This window comes from Mycobacterium sp. E787, assembly GCF_001668725.1.
Taxonomy (GTDB): domain Bacteria; phylum Actinomycetota; class Actinomycetes; order Mycobacteriales; family Mycobacteriaceae; genus Mycobacterium.
On sequence record NZ_LZKL01000045.1, the window covers coordinates 1 to 4,213 of the forward strand.

Annotated in this window: 4 protein-coding genes and 1 pseudogene; 2 read left to right on the plus strand and 3 right to left on the minus strand. The window is 70.6% G+C overall.

Features of this window, described 5'->3' with window-relative positions; translation table 11 throughout:
* The 3 genes from A5705_RS09245 to A5705_RS09255 all read right to left on the minus strand — a co-directional run.
* Positions 1-209, minus strand: a 209-nt coding sequence (locus tag A5705_RS09245) for an SRPBCC family protein (RefSeq protein ID WP_197521250.1), incomplete at its 3' end; no start/stop codon positions are given.
* 46 nt (positions 210-255) lie between these two features.
* Positions 256-1,107, minus strand: a complete 852-nt coding sequence (locus tag A5705_RS09250) for an energy-coupling factor transporter transmembrane protein EcfT (protein WP_068276989.1) — start codon at positions 1,105-1,107, stop codon at positions 256-258.
* Complete coding sequence (locus A5705_RS09255; protein ID WP_197521251.1) at positions 1,104-3,161, minus strand: DUF2232 domain-containing protein; 2,058 nt, start codon at positions 3,159-3,161, stop codon at positions 1,104-1,106. The genes A5705_RS09250 and A5705_RS09255 overlap by 4 nt, the downstream gene beginning before the upstream one ends.
* Before the next feature lie 116 nt (positions 3,162-3,277).
* Between A5705_RS09255 and A5705_RS09260 the strand changes: the two genes are divergently transcribed.
* Together A5705_RS09260 and A5705_RS09265 are read left to right on the plus strand one after the other, a co-directional pair.
* Positions 3,278-3,772 carry a MarR family winged helix-turn-helix transcriptional regulator gene (locus tag A5705_RS09260; protein WP_067876854.1) on the plus strand — a complete coding sequence of 165 codons (495 nt, stop codon included), beginning with the start codon at positions 3,278-3,280 and terminating at the stop codon, positions 3,770-3,772.
* An 88-nt stretch (positions 3,773-3,860) separates the two neighbouring features.
* Positions 3,861-4,213, plus strand: a pseudogene (locus A5705_RS09265) (ABC transporter); the annotation flags it as partial.

Consider the following 4,213-nt stretch of genomic DNA (forward strand, 5'->3'; position numbering starts at 1 on the left):
TCGAACTCGGTGATGCGCTCGACGAGGGCGTCGCGTTTGACCTGAACCCGCCGTGCGGTGCCCACCGCTGCCCCGTCGGCGCCGGAGGACAGGATGCACGAGTGGTCGACGTTGCCCGCCCACGAACTGATGGAGCCGAAGTCCGCGAGAACGTCCCAGACCTCTTCGGGGCGGACCGCGATGTTCCGGCTGCGGCGAATGTCGGTCACCCGCTCAAGCTACGCGAAAACCGTGCGTGTGACCGGCTTTCCCCGCCTAGGGCATGATGTGAAAGGCCGTCTCGAGCGCCACCGCGAGGCCGCCGGTCGCGACGGCGATCGCCATCGCGACCCAGTCCGCCGGCTTTGGCCGCGCCGGGTTGGCCGACAGCTGGCCGGTGCCCCCGCGGGCGGTGATCGCGTCGCCCACTTCGTCGGCGCGCCGCAGGGTCACCGTGATGGCGGCGGCCAGCAGGTCGATCAGCTCCAGGGCGTGCCGCCGGCGACGGGCCTTGCGGCTTCGCGGGATGCGTTTCGGCCGCAGCCGCCGGGCGGCGTAGAGCACCTGGAATTCGTCGATCAGCATCGGGAAGGCGCGCAGGGCCAGCGCCAAAGCCACCGACCACTCGTCCACCGGGATCCGCAACAGTTTCAGCGGCCGGCCCAAAGTCGCCAGCGCTGGCCCTATTTCGGCGACGTTGGTGGTCCACGACACCATGGCCCCGAGCGCGAGCAGGACGACCGTCAGCGCGGTGATGCGGAGGAAGTTCAGGGCTCCCCCGAGCCCGATCTCGAGCCCGCCCAGCGGGATCTTGGGAGTGCCGCCGGCCAGCGCGGCGGTGATGCCTCCCAGGGCGATGACGATCCACAGCCACCGCGGTACCGACGGCAGCGCGCCGCGCGGGATGTGCGCCATCCAGGCGGCCGCCAACACGAGCGCCGCCACCAACCCGATGGTCACCCAGCCGGGGTAGAACGTCAGCAGCACCGAAGCGCCGAACACGACGAGAAGTTTGGTGCCCGCCCACAGGTCGTGAATGGGCGAGCTTCCGGGCACGGGAACGAGCAGCACCACCGGACGCGGGGGGCGCCGGGTCGAGGCGCGGGACGGGGCGGGGGTTGTGGTCACGCCATGCCCCCCGCCACGGCGGGTACCGCTTCGAGGGTGCCGTTGCGCAGGTGCAGGGTGCGCGGGCAGAGATCCTCGACCCCGACGAAGTCATGCGAGATGACCACCACCGTCAACCCCCGCTCGCGGCGCAGGTCCTCCAGCAGGCGCAGCAGGCCCCGCTGGCTGGCGGCGTCCAACCCGGCCAGCGGCTCGTCGAGGATCAGGGCACGCGGCGAACGGGCCAGCAGTCCGGCCAGCACCACCCGGCGCATCTGACCCCCGCTGAGCTGGTCGATCGGCCGCTTGGCCAGGGTGGGATCCAGGCCCACGACGCCCAGCGCCGCCACGACGCGATCGTGCTCGCGGGCCGAAAAGCCCGCGGCGGAAGCAACTTCCAGGTCGACGCGGGGCCGCATCAGCTGGAGCCTCGCCGCCTGGAACGACAATGCGACCGTGCCGACCTGCTCGTGGGTGGGCCGGCCGTCGATGAGGCAGGTGCCGCTGGTCGGGACGGTCAGCCCGGCCATGATCCACGCCAGCGTCGATTTGCCCGAACCGTTGCCGCCGTGGATCAGTACGCCGTCGCCTTGCTCCACGGAGAAGCTGACGTCGCGCAGCGCGGCCTTGGCCCACGGGGTGCCGCTGCCGTATTCGTGCCCGACGCCGACAAGTTCGATCACCGGTGCGTCCGCGCCGCTACCGACCGCGGTGGCCCCCATGGTCACCGTCGGCGCCACCGCGGTTTCGACCATGCCCGCGTTGTCCGGCGACTCGCTGAGATCGATTGTGCGATCGGCTGATTCGGCCTCGTTGTTGTAGTGCGTGATGTGCACCAGGGCAGTGCGGTGCCGCTTGGTCAGCCCCGACAACACGCGGAGCAAGGCTTCCCGGCCCTGCTGGTCGACCATGGTGGTGACCTCGTCGGCGATGAGCAGGGCCGGCTCGCGGGCCAGCGCCGCGGCCAGCGCCAGCCGCTGCAGTTCGCCCCCGGACAGGCTTCCGGTTTCGCGTTCGGCGAGCCCGTCGAGGCCGACCTCGGTCAGCAACCGTTCCACGTCGATCTTGGTGCCGGGCGGCAGACCCCAGACCACGTCGTCGGCGACCCGGGTGCCCAGCACCTGGCTTTCGGGATGCTGCAGGACGACGGCCGTGCCGCCCAGCTTGCCCAGGCCTACGGCGCCGGGGCGGTGCACGGTGCCCGACGTCGGCTCCCGGCCGGCCAGGATCAGCATCAGCGTGGTCTTCCCGGAGCCGTTGGGCCCCGTGATCGCGACGTGTTCGCCGACGTTCAGTTCCAAGCTGACCTCGCGCAGCGCGTCCTGGCGGGAACCGGGATAACGGAACCGCACCTTGTCGAACCGCACGGGAACCGGCCCGACGGAACCCTGCTCGCTCGAGCTGCCCTCCCAGGCGTCCAACTTGTGCACATCGGGGATGCCGCGCATCCGCTCCAGCAGTCGCGACAGCGCCCACCAGCCGATCAGCGACACGATCATGATCCCGACGCAGTAATAGAGCAGCACCAGCCACTGCCAGTAGTGCACCGCGAAGGCGAAATACCGCTTCAGGTCGGCGGCGGCGCCCTGCATGTGCGTCCGCGTCAGGAAAGCGGCGGTGCCGTCCACGTCCGCGGTCATCACCTTGAAGATCAGGTGCCGCAACCGGGTCATCACCATCAGCGCGCCCACGTTCGCGGCGCCGAAGGCGAGTCCGGCGATCAGAGACGACACGATGACGGTCGGTGTGCCCCGGCGCCTGCGCTTGATGAATCCGGTCAGCCCACCGATGTAGACGCAATGGACGACGGTCATGAGACCGCCCAGCCCGGCGATGAGGAAGGCGATCACCCCGGCGGCGACCGTCGCGGCCACCAGGACGCGAAGCCGGTAACGGTAGGCCAGCAGCCCGGTGGGCACGGTGCCCAGCAAGGCCAGTCCCGCGGCGAACGGGACGGCCACGGAGATGATCGCGATCACCGCGCACAACGCCCCCATCACGGAGGCCTGCGCCAATTCGACCGGTTGCAGCGCTCCACCCCGAGGGCGCGCGGGGGACGATCGAGGGGCGGTCACTTCATCGATTCTGCCAGGCCGCGGCAGTTACTCGCCGCGCCACACCATGCGCAGGGGCTTTGGCGCCGGGCGTGTGAGACTCGTCTCGCTTAGCAAAGCTATGCAAACATGGACGTATGAATGCATCCGCCGCCAACCACAGCGATGTCGTTGACGCCGCAAACACACCGCAGTCCGGCCTCGGGGCCGACCTGCTCGCCGTCGTCGCCCGCCTCAACCGGCTGGCCACCCAGCGCATCCAGATGCCCCTGCCCGCGGCCCAGGCCAGGCTGCTGGCCACCATCGAGGCCCACGGCGAAGCCCGAATCGGCGACCTGGCTTCCGTCGATCACTGTTCGCAACCGACCATGACCACCCAGGTACGCCGGCTCGAGGATGCGGGCCTGGTCACCCGGACCGTCGATCCGGGGGACGCCCGGGCGGTCCGGATCCGCATCACCGCCGACGGGATCCGCACCCTCAACGCCGTTCGGGCCGACCGGGCCGCCGCGATCGAACCGCAGTTGGCCCTGCTCGAGCCCGGGGACCGCGAGGTGCTCAGGGAAGCGGTCGGGGTGCTGCGGCGGCTGCTCGAGAACGCCGCGTCGGCACCGCGCCGCCATACCCTGTGACGACGACGGCCCGGTGACGAAAGATCACCAGCGGGTAGACACTGGAATCGATGTCTGTTCGGTCTGACCGTGACGGAAGGGGGCGGTGATTCGGATGGAGGCGTCCGCCTACCCGGCCGCCCCGTTGACCGTATGGGTCGGACCGGCGCGGTACGTCTTCGCCCCCGGGCGCGACGTGCTGGTCGGCCACGGCCGCGGCGTCGACGTTCCGCTGCAGCGCCCGGGTGGCGGCCCACCACCGCCGGTGCCCCAGCCGGACGTGGTGCTGCGGTTCACCGGCAGCCACTGGGTCGCCATCGACAGCGGCCCCCGCGGCATGTACGTCAACGGCTCCCGGGTGCCGACGGTCGACCTGCACTCCGGTCAGGCGATCACCATCGGTGATCCGCAGCGGGGCCCACGGCTGGTTTTCCAGATCGGTCCACCCGCACGACCGCCCGC

Excerpts from the sequence above, each read along its gene's own strand:
- A5705_RS09260 (WP_067876854.1), top strand. The coding sequence starts at position 3,278 with ATGAATGCATCCGCCGCCAACCACAGCGATGTCGTTGACGCCGCAAAC.